Below are 19,806 nucleotides of genomic sequence, written 5' to 3' on the forward strand. Positions count from 1 at the left end.
CCGCCGGCACAAGACCAACGGGACCTGGTGGCGGACGTTTCGGGTGCTGACACCAGGTCTCGTCGATCGTTCTTCGGTCAGGATGGGGCGAGCGATTCGGCGATGGCGGTACGACACAGACGGCTCGACCGCCTTCCGGCCCCGGCATATCCATTGTGGCAGAACAGGACCCTTGCGATCAGTTGACTGCGGTCGCAGGCCGAGGCCAACGCCGGGCAGGATCGTCGGCTGCCCGCCCCGGGGAGATCCTCGCTCCTAGATGTTGAAGCCGCCGCCGCAGATCAGGGTCTGGGCACTGACGTAGTCGGATTCGGGGGTGCAGAAGAGGTAGACGGCGCCGGCCGCTTCCTTGGGCGTGCCTGCACGGCCCAGCGGGATCATCTGTTCCATGGCGGCGAGCAGGTCGGGGTTGACTCCGACCTTGATTTCCTTGCCCTGCACGTCGATCGTGCTGTCGCCGTCGGCCGACGCTTCGGTGAGCCGAGTCTTGATGAAGCCGAACGCGACGGTGTTCACGGTGACGTTGTAGCGACCCCACTCCTTGGCAAGAGTCCTGGTCAGGCCGGTGATGCCAGCCTTGGCCGAGGAGTAATTGGCCTGTCCCGCATTACCTCCCGTGCCGGCAATCGACGAGATATTGACGACCTTGCGGCAGGGGATCGGCTCGCCGGCCTCCTTGGCCTTCTTGGCGGCCGCGGCGATCACCGGCTGCGCGGCGCGCAGAATCCGGAAGGGCGCCTTGAGGTGCACGTCGAGGATGGCGTCCCACTGCTCGTCGGTCATCTTCTGGATGACCGAATCCCAGGTGTAGCCCGCATTATTGATAATGATGTCCAGGCCGCCGTAGTTCTCGACCGCGGTCTGCACGAAGCGCTCGCCGAAGTCGGCGTCGGTGACGCTGCCGATGCAGGAAACAGCCTGTCCGCCTGCAGCTTCGATCGCGGCGACCGTTTCCTTCGCCGGTTCGGCATCGAGATCGTTGACCACGACCTGCGCGCCTTCGGCGGCGAGCTTCAGCGCGATCTCACGGCCGATGCCACGGCCGGAGCCGGAGACAATGGCGACCTTGCCATCCAGAGTTCCCATGTGCTGTATGTCCTTTCGGGTGATCAGACGGCGACGACAGCGTCGCCGGTCAACGTAACGGTGCCGTCGGCGAGTGTGACGGCCAGTTCGAGGGTGGCACGGCATTCGCCGTCGACCCGGTCGATCGAGGTGACTTTGCCGGTGACGGTGGGCTTTGCGTGCACCGGCGTGATCGCGGCGAAGCGCACCCGGTAGGAGCGAATCGCCTGCGGGTCGACCCAATCGGTGAGCAATCGGCCGAGGTAGGCCATCGACAGCATGCCGTGGGCGAATACGTCGTCGAGTCCGGCGGACTTGGCCACATCGATGTCGATGTGCATCGGGTTGTGATCGCCGGACGCGCCGGCGAACAGCGCCAACGTGGTACGGGAGATCGGGCCGATCGACAAGGGCGGCAGTTCGTCGCCGACCTCGACGGCTTCGGTGATCGTCACTTGCCTGCCTCCGGATTCCGCACGACGATCATGCTTTTCAGCTCGGCGACGAGTTCACCGTTTGCCCTGGTGACCTTGGATGTCTTCTCGATGAATTCGAGCGCGCCGCCCTTCTTGCTGTAGACGTTGCCGATGGTCGGGGTCGCGGTGAGCACGTCGCCCGCGACCGCGGTCGAGTGGTAGGTGAAGGACTGCTCGCCGTGCAGTACCCGGCGCAGGTCGACGCCCAGATCGGCGAGCCAGGCGAAGGAGTCGGGGTTTTCCAGTTCGATGCCGAACAGGAAGGTCGGGGGCACCGGCAGATCCGCGTGGCCCGCGGCGCGCGCCGCCTCGAGGTCGGTGAAGACCGGGTTGGTTTCACCGATCGCCTCGGCGAAGAAGCGCAGCCGTCCCGCATCGATGGTCGAGGTGGTCGGCGGGAGTTGCTTGCCGATCACGCTGGGGTCCACCGGCATCGGTCAGCTCACCTTCTCGTACAGGGTGACGACCGCCGCGCCGCCGAGTCCGATGTTGTGCTGCAGAGCGACTTTCGGATCGCCGTCGACCTGTCGGGCCGCGGCCTGTCCGCGCAGCTGCCATACCAACTCGGTGCACTGGGCCAGCCCGGTCGCGCCGAGCGGGTGGCAGGCCGCCGGACGGGTTGGTGACGACCCGGCCGCCGTAGGTGTTGTCGCCGTCGTTGATGAACTTCTCCGCGGTGCCCTCCGGGGTGAGGCCGATGGCCTCATAGGTGAGCAGTTCGTTGGCGGTGAAGCAGTGGTGCAGCTCGACGACGCGAATGTCGGTGGGGGACACGCCGGATGCTTCGTAGACCTGTTGGGCGGCGGCCTTCGACATGTCGTAGCCGACGATCTTCGTCATGTCCTGCTCGGTGAATGTCGACGCGAAGTCGGTGGCCATCGCCTGTGCCTTGATCACAACGGAGCCGTCGAGACCATTCTTGCGCGCGTACTCGTCGCTGACGATGACGGCGGCGGCCGCACCGCAGGTGGGCGGGCAGCGCTGCAGGCGGGTCAGCGGGCCGTAGATATGGGGCGCGGCCAGTACTTCTTCCACGGTGACCGCGTCCTTGAACACCGCGAACGGATTGTTGGCGGCATGCTTGCGCGACTTCACCGAGATCTTCGCGAACGTCTCGGGTGCGGTGCCGTACTTCTCCGCGTACTGACGCCCGGCCCCGCCGAACATCTGCGCGGCGAAGGGGGATTCGTCGCGCTCCTGAATACGATCCATCACCGCGTTGAAGCGAGCGAACGGCGTGGGCCGATCGGTGTAGCCCATGGCGAGCGCGCCACGCTGCATCTGCTCGAACCCGACGGCCAGCACGATGTCGGCCGCGCCGGATTCGACCGCTTGCCTGGCCAGGAACAACGCGGTCGAACCCGTCGAACAGTTGTTGTTGACGTTGACCACCGGAATCCCGGTCTGGCCGAGACCGTAGACAACTGCCTGACCGCAGGTCGAATCGCCGTACACATACCCGGCATAGGCCTGCTGAATCGCCGAGTACTCGACCCCGGCATCCTGCAGCGCCGCTCGCGCCGCCTTCGTGCCCATCACGTCGTAAGTCTCGGATTTGCTTGGTGTGGTGAAGGGAATCATCCCGACCCCTGCAACCACGGCTCGTCTGCTCATCGCCATCCCTCACGCTCATCGCTCGAGCTAGTTGATATTCACTTAGTGAACACCAGGCGGGTTTGGTTGCGCAATGGCCGAGCCGTCACTGACTCACGCCCAGCACACAGATACGCCGTGTCGCCGACCTCGAGTCGGTGACACGGCGTATCTGTTCACGGGTTCGGCCGTTCGGCGGCCACCAGGGTTTCGCTCATGGCCATCGCTGCGGCGTTGAAGGCCCTGACCCGTTCGGTTTCCCGGCAGGATTGCCATGCGAAGCCGCGTTCGATGGCGGTGCGTCGTCGATGGGGACGTAGGCGACGTCGGGGCGCATGTGGTAGCAGGTCATGTGGGCTCCGACGACGAAGGCGGCTTCACCGGCTCCGACGCGGGCCAGGATCTCCTGGCCGCTGTATCCCACTCCGGCCCGCGCGATCGGCCGCCCGCTCGGTGTCTGCCGGGGTGCGCGATCATCGACCATCGCGGCAGGCAGTGAACCTGGCATTCTCAGCAAGCCGACGGTGGCCAGGTCCTCCAGTGAGATCGAGGTGCGTGCAGCCAGTGGATGCCGGGAAGACATTGCGAGCATGCGGGTTTCGCTGATCAGGACCGGGCCTACGCGGCGGCCCGCGCCCGGTGTGAGTACGGTCGAAACCACGACATCGACGGACGGAGCCGACAAGATGACGAGTGCCGACGTACTTGCCGATGCTTACGGGCGTATTCAAGAGGTGGTGCACGAGGCGGTGGACGGCCTGACCGAAGACCACCTGGCCTATCGGATCGACCCGGGCGCGAACTCGATCGCCTGGCTTATCTGGCACCTGACACGGGTGCAGGACGATCACGTCGCCGACGTGGCAGGCGTGGAGCAGGTGTGGACCGCGCAGGGCTGGTACGACCGGTTCGGCCTGCCGATCGACACGCGCACCGTCGGATACGGCGACCGTCCCGAGAATGTCGCCGCCATCCAAGCCCCTGCCGACCTGCTCCTCGGTTACTACGACGCGGTCCATGAGCAGACCCTGCGGTTCGTCCGAGGTATCACCGATGAGGACCTCGGCCGGATCGTCGACACCAGATGGGACCCGCCGGTCACCCTCAGCATCCGTCTGATCAGCGTGATCTCCGATGATCTGCAGCACGCGGGCCAGGCCGCCTACATTCGCGGAGTGATCGAGCGGACGAAGTAGAGCGTCCGGTGCGCACTATCACGCGCTGAAAAATCAGACCGCCCCACCGTGGCTTTCCTGCCGAACCGAGGGCATCAGGCCGGTGCGCCGACCCAGGTGGTGAGGGCTTCGGTCAATCCGGCGGTGGTGGGTTCGTCGGCGGCCCAGGCGACGTAGCCGTCGGGACGCAGCAGTGCCGCGGCCGGGGCCGCAATGTCGCCGACGCCGGGGATGATCCAGCGATCGGTACGGCTTTCGGCGGTGACGATATCGACCCGGTCGTGCCATTGCGGTATGGCCGGAACGTCGTTTCCGTCGAGTACCAAGAGCACCGGCCGACCGCAGCGCAACAGAGTGTGGACTCGGGTATCGCCGCCCTTTGTCGTGAGGTCGGTGTCCGGCACGCGGCGTCCGGCCAGTGGATGGTCGACTTTGGTGTCGTAGCGGATATCGAGGGCGGTGATCATGAGGCCGAGGCGGTGGCGCACCTGGTCCATGTCGATCAGGTCGCTCATGATGTCGCGCAGCGCGTCGGTATGCGGGCCGGAGCGTGATAGTGCCGTCTGGGCCCTCGTGTTGTGCAGGACGCGGGCGGCGATGGGGTGGCGCTCGGTCTCGTAGGTGTCGAGCAGTTCGTCGGATGCGTTGCCGCGCAGGGTCGCAGCGAGCTTCCAGCCGAGGTTCACCGCATCCTGCACGCCCAGATTCTGGCCCTGGCCGCCGGCCGGGTAGTGGATGTGGGCGGCGTCGCCCGCCAGGAACACCCGGCCGACGCGGTAGCGATCGGCCTGTCGCGCGGCGTCGCCGTAGTGCGTCACCCAGCGCGGGCTGTGCATACCGAAGTCGGTGCCCGCGAGCTCGATGAAGTTGTTGCGGAAGTCCTCGAAGGTCAGCTCGGCGCCGCGCTCGAGGACACAGTCGTGCCGTTGCACGACCAGCCGGTACCAGCCGGGCTCGAATTGCACCGCCGAGAAATCGCCCGCACCGCCGCGCTGACCGAAGAAGGGATGCGCGGGCGGATCGGCGAGTTCGACGTCGGCGATCATGCCGGTCACGGTCGCGTCGGTGCCTGCGAAGTCGATGCCTGCGAGCTTGCGGACCGCGCTGCGGCCACCGTCGCAGCCGACGAGGTAGGCGGCGCGAATCCGGCGGGGCCCCGCCGGTCCGCCGACCTCGACCTCCACACCCGTCGCGTCCTGGTGGAATCCGACGACCGGCGATCCCCACTGCATCAACGCGCCCAATTCTGTTGCGCGCCGATCGAGTTCGCGCTCGATCACCGATTGCAGCACGGCGAGGGTGTAGGGGTAGCGGGTATTGAAGTCGCTGAAGTCCAGGGGTAGTCCGCCGAAGTGTCCGGCCTGGATGGGTTGACCATGCGTAAGGTGGCCGCGGCACTCCATGTGCAAGCGCCCGCGCTGTATTGGCATGTCAAGAACAAGCGGGAATTGCTGGATGCGATGGCGCAGGCCGTCTTCGTCGATGCCGTCACCGGGGTCGAGGCGCCGCGGCAGGGCCAGAGCTGGCAGGACTGGCTGATCGCGCTGGCCGGGCGGTTGCGCGGGTCGATGCTGCGCTATCGGGACGGCGCAAAGTCCTGGCAGGCACCTACATCAGCGACGAAGCCATGTGGCGCACGGTGGAATTGACCCTGCGCATGCTCGAGGACGCGGGTTTCTCCAAGACCGATGGCGGCCGCGTCTTCCCGATCATGCTGCACTACACCGTCGGCTTCGTCATCGAAGAGCAGTCCCGCACCAGCATCGAATACGCCGACGCCAACCCCTACGACCCCGACCGCCTCGAACAAGTCGTCGACCCCGTTCGCTACCCGCGCGCCGCTCAGTTGGTGGCAGACCTCTTCGCCGGCGATGTCGATGCGGAGTTCGATTACGGTCTCCGCATCATCCTCGCCGGAATCCTCGCTACCCGAACGGTTCCCGAGCGCTCGTAACGAGATGCGGTCACTGAAATGGTGATCTGGAAAACTCGGCTGACCGGTTCGCTATCGGCTGTGCTGACGGGTTGCTCAACAATGTGCTGTGCTGGGCTGCGATGTCAGTACCAGTGATGTTCCTGCCAGAATGCCCATGCGCCTGCGGGGCTGCCATACGCCTTTTTCATGTAGTCATATGTCCAGCGGATTTGGGTCACTGGATTGAACAGCCAGTCGGCGCCGTGGGTGGCCATCTTTTGCGGCGGCAGGGCCTGGCCGAGCCCGTACGCGCCGCTGGCTGGGTTGACGGCCAAGAAGTCCCAACTGCTTTCGCGCATGACGACATTGTCGAAGGCCCAGAAATCGTAGAGCGGCACGATCGACATTGCCATGAGTCTGGTGGCCGCACGGACCGGCGACAAACTGGAGCCGACCCGCGTTTCCGCGGAGCCGGAGGGCAACGTGGAATCCGCATGGGGGACGGTGGCATCGAACTGTGCGGGTGCGGCAGTGGCGGGAGCGACCCCGATGGCGAGCGCGCAGCTGGCCGCTGCGAGGGCAGCTTTGACGTGCGGCACGACTTGCTCCTTCGCGTCCGGTGAGTGAAGCTCGAAGCTGGTAACGCCACATTCAGCAAATCACTGGTCAGCCCCACCGTGCGGCATACCGCCCGGAGTGTCGGCCAAGGAGACGTTCGCGGAAGTGGGCTAGCGGTAGTCGGGGTTCTCGAAGTCGAACCGGCATCCCGCGTCCCACTCGGAGCGCTGATTGCCGTGCGCGGGAATGCCGCCGTTGTCCTTCAGCATGCGGGCAAGGTGCAGCAGATTCCAGGTCATGAAGGTGGTATTGCGGTTGGTGAAGTCATTGTCGGGACCGCCTGAAGCAGGATCCAGATAGGACGGCCCCGGTCCCGCTTCGCCGATCCAGCCCGCGTCGGCCTGCGGTGGAATGGTGTAGCCGAGATGTTGGAGGCTGTAGAGGATATTCATCGCGCAGTGCTTGACGCCGTCCTCGTTACCGGTGATCAGGCACCCGCCGACCCGGCCGTAGTAGGCGTACTGGCCGCGCTCGTTGAGTATCGAGGAATTGCCGTACAGCCGCTCGATCACCTGTTTGGTGACGGAACTGTTGTCGCCCAACCAGATCGGTCCGGCCAGCACCAGGATGTCGGCGTCCATCACCTGCCGCTGCAATTGCGGCCACTCGTCGGTGGCCCACCCGTGCTCGGTCATGTCCGGCCAGACCCCGGTCGCGATGTCATGGTCGACGGCGCGAATATGGGAAACCTGAACCCCGTTCTTCTCCATGATTCGGGCGCTCACGTCGATGAGTCCCCGGGTGTTGCTCGGTTCGGGCGACCGCTTTAGAGTGCAGTTGATGAACAATGCCCGTAGATCGTCATAGCTGGTCATAGTGGTCTCCTCGGGTACCACGACATGCGGAATCAGCCGGATCCGGATAGCCACAGGTCGGCAGGGCATCGACCTGAGAATCGAACGATATCCCGCTTCGCGCCACTCGGCAGCCGCTCGAGTGGCACCGTCACCATCTCGTCATGGACCTACGCGGCGGTCAGTCGAAGGTGTCATACCGTCACACTAGGGTTTCACACGGATGTCAGGGTCAACCTGTTGTGAGGTGATCGCATGCGAATCGGAGAACTGTCCACGCAGACCGGAGCCAGCCCGCGCCTGTTGCGCTATTACGAAGAGCAGGGCCTGATTTCGGCCGACAGAGAAAGCAATGGATACCGCAACTACGGTGCAGATGTGCCCGTGGTGGTGCGACAGATCCGTGCGTTGTTGGCGGCCGGGTTGTCGACCGAGGTGATTCGCGACATACTGCCCTGCGCGCACGGGTCCGCACCGCAGCTGGAACCGCATCCCGACATGCTCGCATTGCTGCGCAGGGAACTCGACGCCCTCGAGGCCAAGATGGACTGCCTTGCCGAAACGCGGGACATCCTGTCCTGCTACCTGAATGCGACCACCGCACTGCGCGATCGGTGCTGAACTGATCGACGGTGCACTTGCCGTCAAATCGGGTATGCGCGCAGTCGGAGCGCGACGCAGCAGTGCTGTTGGCGCCCCGCTGATCCAGGTCGTGGCCGTTCCCATGCTGTGGTGGGTTGGCCTCGGACCTCGCCGAATCCGCCGCACTGGATCGGTGCGCGACGGATTCGCCGATGTGGCACCGCGATCAGGTCACTGGTTCGAGGCTGGGTGGTTTCCAATCACCCTCGGTGATCTGAAAGTCATGTGCGATGGTGCGGATGATAAGCAGCGGCACCGACAGCAAGCGGCTTGCGAACGCTCGGGGGCGATCCGCTGGACGACTGCGGCGGGTCGGCGCGCCGGGCGGGCCGCAATCGTCCGGCATCGGCGATCACTTCAGCATGTCGATGACCTGTCGGGTGGTCTCGGCGACCAAACCACTGTCCGCTTGCGCCGTGGGATCGGAATGTGTTGTCAGCACCGCTATTACGATCGGCGCCGTACTGCCGACCGGCCAGGTGACGGCGACGTCGTTGGCCGATCCGTAATCGCCGGTGCCGGTTTTGTCGCCGGTCTTCCACTCGGCGGGCAGGCCGGCGCGAATGCGGGTTGCGCCGGTGGTACTGGCGAGCAGCCAGGTCGTCAGCTGTCGTCGCTCCGGCTCTGCGAGCGCATCGCCGACCGTCAGCGCCCGATAATCGGCGGCGAGTGCGGCGGGGGTCGTGGTGTCGCGCTCATCGTTGGGTATGGCGGTGTTGAGGTCCGGTTCCCAGCGGTCGAGATGGCTGACCTGGTCGCCGAGGGTTCGGAGGAACTGGGTGAGGGCCTGCGGGCCGCCGAGCAATTTCAGCAACTGGTTGCCTGCGGCGTTGTCGCTCTTGGTGATTGCGGCGTCGCACAACTCCGACACCGACATGCCGCTTTCGACACGAGGGCCGGTGACCGCCGAACCGCCGGCGGCCGCGACCTCTGCTTCGGTGAAATGGATGATCTGATCGAAGTATCCGGTGTTGAGCGGATGTTCGCGCAGCAGCGCGGCGCAGGCGAGTGTTTTGAAGGTCGACAACATCGCAAACCGTTCGTCCTTGCGGTACCCCACGGTCTTACCCGAGCGGGTCTCGATCGCGAACATCCCGAGCCGGGCCTGGTGCAGCTGCTCGATGCCTGCCAGCCGGGTATCGGAGGGCTGGACGGTGGATGCGGGAGCCGGGCTCTGCGTGGCGGACTCGCATGCGCCGAGCACCGGCAGTAGCGCCAACGCCAGCACGGCAATCCGCGAGCGGACCAGTGCACTCCTGTTGAGCTGTCTCATGGGGGCACCACATCACAGAACTGGTACGGCTGTCCAAGACCAAAAGGTGCGAGAACCGATATTCGCGTCGATATCGTTGCACGTCGGACGGGTCGTCGCGGCTTCGTTGTTTCGGGCGGCAACGGCGTCGGCCGGTGATCCGGTATGCATGGCGCCGCTTCGCGAATGTGTCGGGCTCCCTGGTGGCCACCCATGATCGATACGCGACAGCAAGGGAGCCGACGATGACCGACCCGAACCGAAACCACGTGCCCACCGCGGAGACCGACAGCGCGACAGCAGAGTTCGTGCGGCATCGGGAACTGCTGTTCTCGGTCGTCTACAACATCCTCGGCAGCGTCGCCGACACCGAGGATGTGCTGCAGGAGACCTGGCTGTCGTGGGCGCCGCGGCGCAGTGCGATCGCCGGGCAGATCGACAATCCACGGGCGTATCTGGTGCGGGTCGCAGTGAATCACGCGCTCGGCAAGCGGACAGCGATGAACCGGCGCCGGGAAGACTATGTCGGACAATGGCTTCCGGAACCGGTGGTCACCGTGCCCGACGAAGACGATGCTGCGGACGCGCTGATCCGCACCGAATCGTTCTCCATGGCGCTGCTGGTGGTGCTCGAAACGCTGAGCCCGATCGAACGAGCGGTATTCGTGCTGAACGAAGTCTTCGGCTACACGCACAGCGCGATCGCGGAGATGATCGATCGCAGTCCGACCGCGGTCCGTCAGCTCGCCTACCGGGCCCGCCGGCGTGTGCACGCCCGGCGGCCGCGGCAGCAGGCCGACCCACGGGTGCGCAGGGCGGTCACGAGCGTTTGGTCGCCGCCGCGATGGGCGGCGATCTCGAGGAGCTACTCGCCGTGCTCGCGCCGGATGTGACGCTGTGGACCGACAGCGGGGCGAAGGGTCCTGCGACCAGCCTGCGGCCGGTACACGGACTGGCAGAGGTGATCGAGGTCTTCCTCGCGGTCGCCCGCGGACTACCAGATCACTTACCGGGGCCGTCAGCGGCGATCCCTGCGCAGTCGTCTTCGATGGCAACGCGCCGCTCGCCGTCGTCGTCCTCGACGTCTCTCCGGACGACACCGTCCGCGGCATCTACTCGGTGACCAACCTGGACAAGCTCACGACCATCCGATGACCGAAAGGACCGACGGCCCTGCCGACGCGGATCCCCGGTGCGGGCTCGGCGAGGCCGCAGGCCCGAGACTGCGCGTTCAGCGGTGCTCGAGGTCGGCGTGTTCGGCTGCGGGCGAGCGGACGTCCTCGCCGCGTGTCGGGGCGAACCAGGTTGTGTAGAAGGTGATTGCCAGTGCGCCGAAAGTGCCGAGGATCGCGATGCCGAAGGGGACCGGGTAGTTCGCCATCGGAAGGGCAAGGTAGCGGATGCACAGCAGCACCCCCGCGAACACAGCGATACCGAAGGTCACCAGCCGGATCCGCGCGCGATCCCAGCCCCGGTCCGGGTCGCGCAATGCGGACTCGACGGTCAGGCACAGCGCGGCGCCGACGACGAGGTCGATGCCGTAGTGCGCGCCGAGCCCGAGCGTCGCGACGAGGGTGCACACCAGCCAGAATGCGCCGCCCCAGCGCAGCCACAGCGGTCCGCGCCGGGAGTGGATGAACAGCGACAGTGCCCACGCAGTGTGCAGCGAGGGCATGCAATTACGCGGCGTGAAATCGTCGAACGGCATGGATTCGACCGAAGCCGGCACCAGCGGAACGCTATTGGGCCACACGTTCGCCAGTTCCATACCGTGGCCCCACGACCCGAATGCGAGGATCGGCCCGACGACAGGGAAGACCACGTAGAAGACCGGGCCGATGAGGCCGAGTGTCAGGAACGTGCGCACCAGGTGGTGCCGCGGCCACAAACCTGTGGTGACACCGCGCAGCTGCCAGATGGCCACCACGATAGCGGCGACAGGAAGCTCGAAATACACCCAGCGCACCAGGCCCAACGGCACCGGTCCCGCCACCTCGAGGGCGTGGCCGACGAGCCACGACGGACTGCCGAGTGCACGATCGGCCAGTTGCACATAGGGATCGAGGACTTGTGGGGACGTCCATGCGGTGATGTCCAGCCAGATCTCGCCGACCTTCGTCGCGAGAATGAGCAGCGCGCCGAGGGCGACGGTGTGTAGTGCCGTTCGACGCCGGGTGCCGGTCCACCGCAGTGCTGCGATGACCGCCAGTAGCGTGAGCACGATGGTCGGGCCATTGCCGACGGTGAACGGTCGACCCTCCAGCGTCCGGATGGTCACGAAGACCAGGTCGAGGCCGACCGCGGCGGCGAGTGCGGTCACACGGACCCGGGTGGTCACGCCGACCAGTGCGAGCAGGAAGCCCGCCCACGGTGTCGTCGCGGACTTGGGTGTCCCGGCGTAGTCGCGGAAAAGGCTGGTCAGCGGGCCGAGAGCGTGGATATGGGCGGCTACGATCTGGCCTGCAACGAGCACCGATATCGCAGCGATGATCCCGCACCAGACGGCCGCCGCTCGACGCTGCTGGAACCGCGCAAGACCCACCCGCTCGGGAGGTGAGGTCGAACGGCCCTGCGCGTCGTGAATAAGCATTCGGTCATCGTAAACATGATGTGAACACGACCATGCGGGCCGGTTAACGGAGTCCGATCTCACCCGCGATCGCGAAAACCCGTGGCTGCCTGCCGAAGCCGGTCACCCCCGAGCCTACCGGCGACCGCGCGGCCGTTGTCTCGGTGACCCGGATCACGATCGGGACCGGATCGCTCCGATGCACCAGGCGCGACACGGTGCCTACGGCCGATGCCACTGCCTGCGGAAGTATCCGTCGGCAGTGGCCTGCGTCCGGCGCTGCCGTCGGGTGCGCACGGGGTGACGCGAATCGCGTGCGCTACACGTCAGCGCTGATCAGCTCACGCGCCGGTTCCTCCGGCGGACAATCCTCGGGCGGACAATTCTCGGGCGGACAATCCTCCGGCGGGAGTAGCAGGCGGCGGCGCGTTCGCCGGTACGCCCACTGCAGCAGACCGATTCCGCCGATTCCGGCCACCGCGGTCGCGACGCTGACCTGCCAGCCCGGCGGGGCCCAGGTGAGTGTCAGCTCGGCGTTGTCGGTGCCTGCCGGTATATCGGCGGCGAGGAAGGTGCGCGCCACCGTTGTCGCCGGGATCTCCTTGCCGTTCAAGGTGATTCGGTGGCCGGGCCAGGCGAGCCGCGCAAACACCACACGACCGCCGCCGGGCGAGGTGACACGGGCATCGCTGCGGAAACTGCCCTGCGAGATCGACGTGGCTGTCACGTCGCGGGTATCGGCGATCACGCCGTTCACGGTGGAGATGCGGCCGCTTTCCCGTTCCAGTACCCAGATGTAGCGTTCGTGGCCGGGATAGTCGACCCACTTCCAGCCGGACGGCGCGGCGTGGTCGCGGGCGTCGGGATATTGAGCGCGTTGCAGCACCACCCGGTCGACCTTCATCAGGTCGACAATCGTTCTGCCGGTGGACGGTTCGATGGTGAAGGCGCGGCGGAACGCGTCATCACAGGTGCTGCCGTCCCAGGCCATGCACACCAGGTCGCTGAACGCCCCGTGACCGATGGGGGTATAGCCGTTGACATAGTGGAGCCCGAGGTCCTTTGCGTAGCTGCCGATAGCCAGTGAGCCGTAGGCGCCCGCGAGGTTCTTGTCCTCCGGCCCCACCAGCACGCGGTCGGCGAGTTGCAGTGTGACACCGTCGAAATCGGGGAAGGCGGCGATCATCGCCGAACGTCGCTCCGGGAAGTTGTAGGACATCGGGGTCGGGGGCGCGCCCTGCACCTGAGCGTAGGCAATCGGGAACATGGCTACGATGGTCAACGCACACGCGGGCGCCGGTCCCCGGGTGCGGGCGAGCCACACCACCGCCGTGCCGATCGCGGCCACCACCGCGACTGCGACGAGATGCCGCACGATGAGTTGCGGAGCGGCTGAGAAGGAACGCGCGAGCAGCAGTCCGATCAGGACAGCGGCGGCGATCGCGCGCCGGCGCGACGACGCGAAAGTGCCATAGCGGCTGAGTAATACGCACACCAGCACAAGCAGTGTCAAGGCGACCATCGGTAACACGCGGGCCGGCCAGCGCAGCGGACCGATCGCGCCGGGGCCCGCGGTCCACATGAGCACCGCCGTCGCGAAGAACGCGATCCCACTGAATTCCCGCACCGACTGCCGCGCCGCATGCCAGCCGACGAACGCCAGCGCCGGAATCAGGAACCACGCTATGTAGACCATCGGCAAGGGCTGGACATACCCCCACCAGGCAGTGAATGCCGGCGTCGTGCTCGGCAGGCTCGCGTTGAACGACTCAGACCACGGCACCGTCAGGAACGGATCGTTGTGGATCTCGGCGCTGCCGCGCCAGGTCACCTGTGAGGACAGGATCCCGGGCAGGTTGGCCACCGCTGCCGCCAGCGCAGCACATCCGGCCGCCGCGAGCAGCCGCATAGATGGGGCCCAGCGCCGCTGATAGACGACCTCACCGGCGGCGATCGTGACGATCATCAACCCGGATTCGACTGCGGGGAAAGCATATTGGACCGTCAGCGCCAGGTAGAGGAAGGCGAAAACCGGGATCGGCCCACTGCGGCCGCGCGTGTAGTGCACCGCCGATGCCCAGGCATGCACAAGCCACGCCGTGGCGGTGTGTGAGGTCACCCAGCTGGCCTCGTCGAAGAACAGGAACCAGCCGCTCAACGGGAACGCGACACCCGCGACCGCCGCCCACGGCGTCCGGGCGCCATAGACCAGGCAGATCCGAAATACCCCCAGCGCGGCGATGATCGAGAAAACAAGCTTCACCACCGTGGCGAACACGGCGAGGTTGTCCATCGACGGCGCGAGTAGATAGACCAGCAACTGGGGCGGGTTGTACAGCCCCGCCTCTTCCAGGGCGTAGTTGCCCGCCATCCACTCCCAAGGCGCCAGCAGCGGGAAGTGACCCGCACGCAGTTGGGTGCCGAGCATGACCCACATCGGGCCGTATTGGGCTTCGGTGTCGTCGGTGTAGAAGTGCCGAACGTTGGCCAGCAGGACCGCCGCATACCCGGCGATCACTCCGACTACGGTAACCGCGCCCCACCGGTATAACTCTCTTCGCGATTCGATTACCGCACCAGCTCTCACGATTGCCGGACCGTATTCGAATCGAGTTAACGGAGCAAGTCGAAAAGATAGCCGGGTGTGGGGAGTGAGCTAGGGCCGCCCGAGTGCGGACGACGCGTCCTGTTTCCTGTCGAGGATCGTTGCTCGGCGGAAGCGGGGCAAGCGTCACGCTGGTCGGAAAGTAGTTGAGCTCCAGCCTCTTCGGCCCGGCCTGGGAGTCGGCAGGCTGCGCGTGGTCGTCACCGCCGCGCGGCTGTGCTGTGCGGGTGCCTGGCACGGGGTATCAACGTGTGGACGGTGAACGCGCCGGGGCCGATTACCGCGATGAGGAAGAACGACCAGCAGAACAAGACGGCGGTTTCGCCGCCGTTCTCGATCGGCAGTATGCCGTGCTTCAAATGTACGAAAAGGAATGCGTAGGCCATCGAGCCCGAGCACAGCAGCGCGGCGATTCTGGTGCCGAGTCCGAGTGTGACGAGCCCGCCCGCGACGAGTTCGATCACACCGGCCCACCAGTTCGGCCAGCTGGCGAAGGCGGCGACCTGGCCGCCGTGCGGCGCTACCGGCTTTGCGAAGAGGGTGGACATGCCGTGGATGGCGAACGAGAGGCCGACGAGGATGCGAAACAGGCCGAGAACGATCGAGCCGGGACTGCCGGCCGCGGGTCCGGTGTTCGCATCGGTGGTTAACAGATGCATGACACAACCTCGACTACGTGACATCGGATGATCGGGAAAATCACCCGTACTTGTCACTACGGTCGGCGGCGGTGAATCGTTCAGTCGAGTGTCGGGCCCACTACCCCGACCACGCGTGCCGCACCTACCAGCGGTGGCAGCCGGGGTTGATCGAAATACCGTCGACCCGCTGATGGGTGCATGCAGTCGCGCCTGATCAGCAGTCGACCATCCAGATCGTGGAGGCTGGTTATGGCATATCGAGAAACGGCGTCATGCGGTCCGTATTGGCTGGATCGCATCTCCCCGGATGCGTATGAGTGGGTAACCGGACAGGCCGTTGCCGAGATCGTGCGACGGTGGGTCGCACCATGCAGCACCATGCCTCGCGAGCTCGAGCACGCGATCCAGCGCCAGGTGTTCGACGCTGTCGCGGGATCGGCTAGCAACTGTGTTCTGCGGGATCTTGATATGTCTGCGATCAACGACTACGGAGATCCACACCGAGTTCCATGAGATCGTCGTCATCGACCGAACGGCTCAGAAGGTTCGACTGATAGTGGCCTCCGACGACTGAACGAGTTCGCGGTGTCTTTCGCGCCAGGTCCTCAACTCTTCGGCCCTGGGCGACTGCTAGGAAGGATCGGTCGTGTCGGGCGGGTCGTTGTGTTCCGGTTTACTCTCGGCGGCGGCCTCTTTACGCGAGGCGAGCAACATCGCGACCATGTCCAGCCACTGCGCGAACAGGTCGTCGCGGGCCACGTCCACCACGGCTCCGGTATACGCGGCCGACATCCAGTTACGCGCCAGCAGCGTTGGCGCGGGTCCGATCAGCGGCTCCGGTAGTCGTAGGGCGTCATCGAGGCCGAGCGAGCGGACGCAGTGGGCCAGAAAGGTGAGGGAATAGGGTTCGACGGCCAGCTTCTCGGCCTGCATTGATGCGGCGATGGCGGCTTCGGTGAACAGTGCTCTGCGTGCTGGACCGGATTCGGCCATGCCGCTGGTGAGGGCTTGCTCGATGTCGACGCCGCTCAGGTCCTGGTCTCGCCGTCGGGGTGTGGTGCTCATTTTGGCAGCTGAACTTCGATCGGAATGGGCCATCCACCGGTGGGCGACCCCTCGCCGTCTGTCAGCGCACCAATGCGTCCGTCGATAAATTCTTCTTTGGTCACCCATTCGGTGAATCCCCACGGATTATAGATCTCGAGTTTGCCGTCCTCGGCCCCGATGATTATCATTTGGTGTGTGTCCCCTGCTCCGTGGTTCGAGTCGTCCGTAATGAGTGAAACCGGTTTGCCGGATTCCACTGCCGCCTCGATCCGAGGTAGGGCCGCCGCCCGTGACTCCGCGTCGGTCAAGGGTTGATCCTGGTAGTCCGTACCCGTCGATGGTGAAAACATTCTGTCGAACAATCGAGTGCGGTTGTCCTCGTGATAGCGTACCGAGGGATCCGCTGCGTCGGTGGAATGATAGGACTCCACGAGCCGCTTTCGGAACGCGTCAAGGCTGTCATCGCCCGCTTTCGCGCCGACGACGGCGGCGGGTCCTTGTCCGGTTGTCAGGCCGAGCATGAATGCCGGATCGGCATTCGCGCGTGCGGCGACGGTAGAGGAAGCGACGCAGTTATCCGCATCCTGACCGTAGACAGATATCGGATTGCCATCAGCGTTCGGGACCGACCGTTCACCGCGATAGCGGAGCACGTGCTGACCGTCTTTACCAGTGCCCGAGTTGCGATTGGCGATATCGGGCTGCAAGTGGTCGGTGAGCCATTTCTCGTCGTCTCCGTGCGGATGTATTTTGTCGTAGAAGTCCTTGATTTCGGCGCTCGAGTTCCCTGCCGCCAATGCCTTCCACAGGAAGGCAGCCTCGAGCGGGGATTTGGAATCCGCCAGTAGTTTCTCGAACGCGTCGCGGTCCGCAGCTGACATGCTGTGGAGTCGCTGGGATGCCCGTTGTAGCGCGGTCGGAGTCAGTACCTCGCGTGGTGTGGCGGCCAGCACGACCTTGGTCAGTGCGCTGACGCCGGATGCGTTGACTCGCCGCGCGCGGGCCCGCTCGGCCCATTGCCTCAGACAGCTGGCCGTTTCTGTGGCACCGGCGTCAAAATTCTTTGCGGCGATCAGGCGGTCATGGCAGCCGGTGCCCGCCATTTCGAGAATCGGGACCATCGTCATCGGCGATATGGACGTTGTGTCTGACGCCAACATGGCCCTCCACAGCCGGTTTCTGGCGGTTTTCAGCTGCGTGCATCCCTGATCATCGCTATCTCGCGCATATTTCAACGTCTCGGCCCAAGCCTGTAGAGTTTTGGTTCCCGCTGCGAACGCATCGGTAGCTGTCACCGACTCCTGGCCCAGGGCGTACACGGCTTGTCTCGCGCTTTCGGCCGCAGCGCCTCGCCATGCTGTGGGTAGATCTCTGCCCACTACGCCGTGCAAATCATTCCAGGCCTGCGACCATGCGCCTGTTGATTGTTTGTAAGCTTCGGCGTGGGCTTTGATTCGATCAGGAGATCCGCCAATGGCCGGCGGTTTCAGTGCGGCATCTATGGCTTGCACCAATAGCGACGGCACCTGCGCGAGAGTGGCGGCTTCGTTATCCATGATGTCCATGGCTTCTTGTAGGGCTTTTACCGCGCTCATCGGTAAGCTGGCTTCTTGTCGTGGGTCTCTTCCTTTTTTTGGCTCGGTGGGTCGTCGAGGGTCTCTTCCTTTTTGTTGCTCGGCGGGTTGTCTTGGGGCGGCACGATTGGCGGCAAATCGAGGGGGAGGGTTTTAGCGATATCGGCACCACCCTGGATATCGGCGTTCACCAGATCTCGAACGGCAGTGGTGAGCAGCCATGCGGCTTCGGCGAGTGCCGCAGCCGCCACATCGGTCTCACCCTGCCAGGCATCGTGGAATGTCGAGCACGTGGACTGGACACCTGCGTCGCCGAACATGTCCGAATTGCCAGGTACCGATTTGATCAGCTGCGATAGCGCGGCGGCAGCACGGTTGTGAGCGCGAGCTACGCCCGCGACCGAAGCAGGAAAAGTTTCGGGGTCAAGATATAGCCCAGAGGAAGCAGCATCGCTAGCTGGATCCGGTACTACCACGATCGAACTCCTCAGCCCTGGTCCAGATCGGCATCAGCGGTCAACTGCCGCCGGTCAAGTCGCACGAGTTCGACAGGGTTGCCCAAAGCGCCTTCTCCTATTCCATCTCCCGCAAAGCGGACGGGGCGTATCGGCAGGCAGAGGGCCGCCGGTATCGAAATCATACTACAGCGCAATCGATTTACCGGAAAGAATGGCATCGAATAGCGATGGGCATGATTACTAATAGTTATCGCTCGTCGTCACGCATCGAATAGTGATGAAACGATTACTATTGGTTATCGATCATTGCCACGTTTCACGCAGTAGCCGGAGACGTTGGTCGTATCGCCACACCACCCAGATGGGGTGGTGTGGCGCGGCCAGTGCACGCTGATGCCCTGGTCGGCGAACCAGGGCAGCGCTTCCCTTGTCCAGATGCAGTAAGCGACATGGGGTGATTGTTTGCCGAGGCGGTAGCGCCGCGTGCCCGGGGCGGACCGGGCTCGGACCTTCGGCGCCATCATTTCGAAGGTGGGTACTGCCGGGCCGGCGTCGACGAGGTCGGCGGGGGAGATCCCATCTGGGACATCAGCAGACGGGCGGCGGCCACGACCCTCGGTGCTGGCGGCGGCTGGTCGAGTCCGTGCGACACATCCTGAACAAGCACGGCTCTGCCAACCGCAGCCGGATCGCGGCCTGGGTGAGCAGGCATCCCGACCGGGCGGATCGCGTCTGCCCACTGTCCTGCGCCGGGTCGTGTGCACAACCGGAAGCCGCTGATCGGGTCGCGCCCGATTTGGGCTGCACGCCCGCGTCGGCCTGTAGCCGACCGTGGTGGGCCGGCTCCACCTCGTGGCGCACATGCGGGCCGCGAGAAGCGCGGCCGGCGCAACACGGCCGGAATCGGGATCCGGCGGATTCGCACGGAGTGTCGGAACGCATTTCGGCGAACGCAGGGTGCGGGGTGCGGGATTGCTCTAGCGTGCGTCACGCCTAGATGAGCGGTCTCGCCGAGGGATGTACCCCGATGTCCGTGTGGACACCGGGGCGGTGGGTGGTGCGCGAGAGGGGACTTGAACCCCTACGTCCGTGGACACCAGAACCTAAATCTGGCGCGTCTGCCAATTTCGCCACTCGCGCGTGATGGTACGACCGTCCAAAGACTACCGGGCTTGACCGCGATCGCGAAGCTCTGCCCGGGCGTGGCGTACTCGTCGGTAACCCCACCTGGGATTATAACGATTAAGTAACGGACAACATGAGGAGCGCTCATGTTTCCTACGCGTTAGTAACCGAGTGGACCAGCGGGTTCAAACATGAGGGTGGGTCATGTTCCTGAGCATTCTGGTACGGGAGTGCATAAATACTCGGTGGTACAGGAG

Annotated in this window: 19 protein-coding genes, 1 tRNA gene and 1 pseudogene; 5 read left to right on the plus strand and 16 right to left on the minus strand. The window is 64.9% G+C overall.

The annotated features are described in order from the left end of the window. Positions 1-255: 255 nt before the first annotated feature. The 5 genes and pseudogenes from ACLMAL_RS23590 to ACLMAL_RS23610 form a co-directional block, all read right to left on the minus strand. Positions 256-1,086, minus strand: coding sequence for an SDR family NAD(P)-dependent oxidoreductase (locus ACLMAL_RS23590; protein WP_412001062.1), 831 nt, complete (start codon positions 1,084-1,086; stop codon positions 256-258). A gap of 23 nt (positions 1,087-1,109) precedes the next feature. Further along, positions 1,110-1,520, minus strand: coding sequence for a MaoC family dehydratase (locus tag ACLMAL_RS23595; protein WP_412001063.1), 411 nt, complete (start codon positions 1,518-1,520; stop codon positions 1,110-1,112). Then, positions 1,517-1,975, minus strand: coding sequence for a MaoC family dehydratase N-terminal domain-containing protein (locus ACLMAL_RS23600; RefSeq protein ID WP_412001064.1), 459 nt, complete (start codon positions 1,973-1,975; stop codon positions 1,517-1,519). The genes ACLMAL_RS23595 and ACLMAL_RS23600 overlap by 4 nt, the downstream gene beginning before the upstream one ends. Positions 1,976-1,978: 3 nt before the next feature. Further along, a pseudogene (locus ACLMAL_RS23605) lies at positions 1,979-3,155 on the minus strand (lipid-transfer protein). Between the two features lie 193 nt (positions 3,156-3,348). Further along, positions 3,349-3,795, minus strand: a complete 447-nt coding sequence (locus ACLMAL_RS23610; RefSeq protein WP_412001065.1) for a hypothetical protein — start codon at positions 3,793-3,795, stop codon at positions 3,349-3,351. 25 nt (positions 3,796-3,820) lie between these two features. Here ACLMAL_RS23610 and ACLMAL_RS23615 point away from each other — a divergent pair, with 25 nt between their 5' ends. Further along, positions 3,821-4,330, plus strand: coding sequence for a mycothiol transferase (locus ACLMAL_RS23615; RefSeq protein WP_412001066.1), 510 nt, complete (start codon positions 3,821-3,823; stop codon positions 4,328-4,330). Between the two features lie 74 nt (positions 4,331-4,404). Here the strand turns inward: ACLMAL_RS23615 and ACLMAL_RS23620 are convergent, their stop codons facing one another. Continuing rightward, positions 4,405-5,712 (minus strand): FAD-dependent monooxygenase, encoded by a 1,308-nt coding sequence (locus ACLMAL_RS23620; RefSeq protein WP_412001067.1) that lies wholly within the window; start codon positions 5,710-5,712, stop codon positions 4,405-4,407. Here ACLMAL_RS23620 and ACLMAL_RS23625 point away from each other — a divergent pair. Then, the gene (locus tag ACLMAL_RS23625; RefSeq protein WP_412001068.1) at positions 5,695-5,958 is read left to right on the plus strand and encodes a hypothetical protein; all 264 of its coding nucleotides are present in this window, start codon (positions 5,695-5,697) and stop codon (positions 5,956-5,958) included. The two genes, ACLMAL_RS23620 and ACLMAL_RS23625, sit on opposite strands and share 18 nt — an antisense overlap. Next, the gene (locus tag ACLMAL_RS23630; protein ID WP_412001069.1) at positions 5,937-6,263 is read left to right on the plus strand and encodes a TetR/AcrR family transcriptional regulator C-terminal domain-containing protein; all 327 of its coding nucleotides are present in this window, start codon (positions 5,937-5,939) and stop codon (positions 6,261-6,263) included. Before ACLMAL_RS23625 ends, ACLMAL_RS23630 begins: the two co-directional genes overlap by 22 nt. A 104-nt stretch (positions 6,264-6,367) precedes the next feature. Here the strand turns inward: ACLMAL_RS23630 and ACLMAL_RS23635 are convergent, their stop codons facing one another. Both ACLMAL_RS23635 and ACLMAL_RS23640 read right to left on the minus strand, forming a co-directional pair. Further along, on the minus strand, positions 6,368-6,823 hold the full coding sequence (locus ACLMAL_RS23635; protein WP_412001070.1) for a lytic transglycosylase domain-containing protein: 456 nt from the start codon (positions 6,821-6,823) through the stop codon (positions 6,368-6,370). A gap of 129 nt (positions 6,824-6,952) precedes the next feature. Continuing rightward, positions 6,953-7,657: a flavodoxin family protein gene (locus ACLMAL_RS23640; protein WP_412001071.1), complete on the minus strand. Its 705-nt coding sequence runs from the start codon at positions 7,655-7,657 to the stop codon at positions 6,953-6,955. Between the two features lie 234 nt (positions 7,658-7,891). Between ACLMAL_RS23640 and ACLMAL_RS23645 the strand changes: the two genes are divergently transcribed. Beyond that, positions 7,892-8,257: a MerR family transcriptional regulator gene (locus ACLMAL_RS23645; protein ID WP_412001072.1), complete on the plus strand. Its 366-nt coding sequence runs from the start codon at positions 7,892-7,894 to the stop codon at positions 8,255-8,257. A gap of 373 nt (positions 8,258-8,630) precedes the next feature. Here the strand turns inward: ACLMAL_RS23645 and bla are convergent, their stop codons facing one another. Continuing rightward, positions 8,631-9,551: a class A beta-lactamase gene (gene bla, locus ACLMAL_RS23650; RefSeq protein ID WP_412001073.1), complete on the minus strand. Its 921-nt coding sequence runs from the start codon at positions 9,549-9,551 to the stop codon at positions 8,631-8,633. 224 nt (positions 9,552-9,775) lie between these two features. On the opposite strand from bla, the gene ACLMAL_RS23655 reads away from it, so the two are divergent. Then, on the plus strand, positions 9,776-10,423 hold the full coding sequence (locus ACLMAL_RS23655) for a sigma-70 family RNA polymerase sigma factor (RefSeq protein WP_412001074.1): 648 nt from the start codon (positions 9,776-9,778) through the stop codon (positions 10,421-10,423). Positions 10,424-10,761: 338 nt separating this feature from the next. Here ACLMAL_RS23655 and ACLMAL_RS23660 read toward each other — a convergent pair whose 3' ends face one another. From ACLMAL_RS23660 to ACLMAL_RS23690, 7 genes are all read right to left on the minus strand, one after another. Beyond that, a complete protein-coding gene (locus tag ACLMAL_RS23660; RefSeq protein ID WP_412001075.1) occupies positions 10,762-12,120 on the minus strand; it encodes a DUF5933 domain-containing protein in 1,359 nt (452 codons plus the stop codon). A 298-nt stretch (positions 12,121-12,418) separates the two neighbouring features. Further along, the gene (locus ACLMAL_RS23665) at positions 12,419-14,617 is read right to left on the minus strand and encodes a hypothetical protein (RefSeq protein WP_412001076.1); all 2,199 of its coding nucleotides are present in this window, start codon (positions 14,615-14,617) and stop codon (positions 12,419-12,421) included. A gap of 287 nt (positions 14,618-14,904) precedes the next feature. Beyond that, on the minus strand, positions 14,905-15,363 hold the full coding sequence (locus tag ACLMAL_RS23670; RefSeq protein ID WP_412001077.1) for a DoxX family protein: 459 nt from the start codon (positions 15,361-15,363) through the stop codon (positions 14,905-14,907). A gap of 612 nt (positions 15,364-15,975) precedes the next feature. Beyond that, positions 15,976-16,410 carry a hypothetical protein gene (locus ACLMAL_RS23675; protein WP_412001078.1) on the minus strand — a complete coding sequence of 145 codons (435 nt, stop codon included), beginning with the start codon at positions 16,408-16,410 and terminating at the stop codon, positions 15,976-15,978. Further along, positions 16,407-17,987: a hypothetical protein gene (locus tag ACLMAL_RS23680; RefSeq protein ID WP_412001079.1), complete on the minus strand. Its 1,581-nt coding sequence runs from the start codon at positions 17,985-17,987 to the stop codon at positions 16,407-16,409. The genes ACLMAL_RS23675 and ACLMAL_RS23680 overlap by 4 nt, the downstream gene beginning before the upstream one ends. Further along, positions 17,984-18,442: a hypothetical protein gene (locus ACLMAL_RS23685; RefSeq protein ID WP_412001080.1), complete on the minus strand. Its 459-nt coding sequence runs from the start codon at positions 18,440-18,442 to the stop codon at positions 17,984-17,986. The genes ACLMAL_RS23680 and ACLMAL_RS23685 overlap by 4 nt, the downstream gene beginning before the upstream one ends. Before the next feature lie 1,037 nt (positions 18,443-19,479). After that, positions 19,480-19,564, minus strand: a tRNA-Leu gene (locus ACLMAL_RS23690). Positions 19,565-19,806: the final 242 nt, after the last annotated feature.

Origin of the sequence: Nocardia sp. CWNU-33, assembly GCF_046764895.1 — a bacterium.
Taxonomy (GTDB): Bacteria; Actinomycetota; Actinomycetes; order Mycobacteriales; family Mycobacteriaceae; genus Nocardia.